Origin of the sequence: Exiguobacterium sp. s127 (genome assembly GCF_018618695.1) — a bacterium.
In the GTDB taxonomy this organism is placed as follows: Bacteria; Bacillota; Bacilli; order Exiguobacteriales; family Exiguobacteriaceae; genus Exiguobacterium_A; species Exiguobacterium_A oxidotolerans.
In genome coordinates, this window is the sequence record NZ_JACSMO010000031.1 from 1 (window position 1) to 449 (window position 449).

Sequence of the window (449 nt, forward strand, 5' to 3'; positions counted from 1 at the left end):
GCTTCAGGAAAATACTTCGTCTCCCTGCTCGTCGAGCAGGAGAGCAACGAAATGCCGAAGACGGGCTCATCCGTCGGCGTCGATGTCGGGTTGAATCACTTCGCCATCCTGTCGGACGGCACGGTATACAAGAACGACCGTTACTTCCGTTCGCTTGAGAAAAAGCTGGCACGTGAACAACGTAAACTTTCTCGTCGTCAACGATTGGCCTTGGACAAGAAAGTAACACTTTCCGAGGCGAAGAACTATCAGAAGCAAAAGCGGAAGGTCGCCCGCATCCACGAGAAGATCGCGAACAAGCGAACCGATTTCCTGCACAAGGTATCGACCGAGATCGTCAAAAACCACGACGTCATCGGGATCGAGACCTTGCAGGTGAAGAACATGCAGAAGAATCGCAAGTTGAGCAAGTCCATCTCCGAGGTCAGTTGGTCGGAGTTCTTCCGCAT

Annotated in this window: 1 protein-coding gene; it reads left to right on the forward strand. The window is 52.3% G+C overall.

The genetic code is table 11. The features are described from left to right. The coding region (locus KNP98_RS15915) for an RNA-guided endonuclease TnpB family protein (protein ID WP_214812250.1) at window positions 1-449 on the forward strand (449 nt) is incomplete at both ends.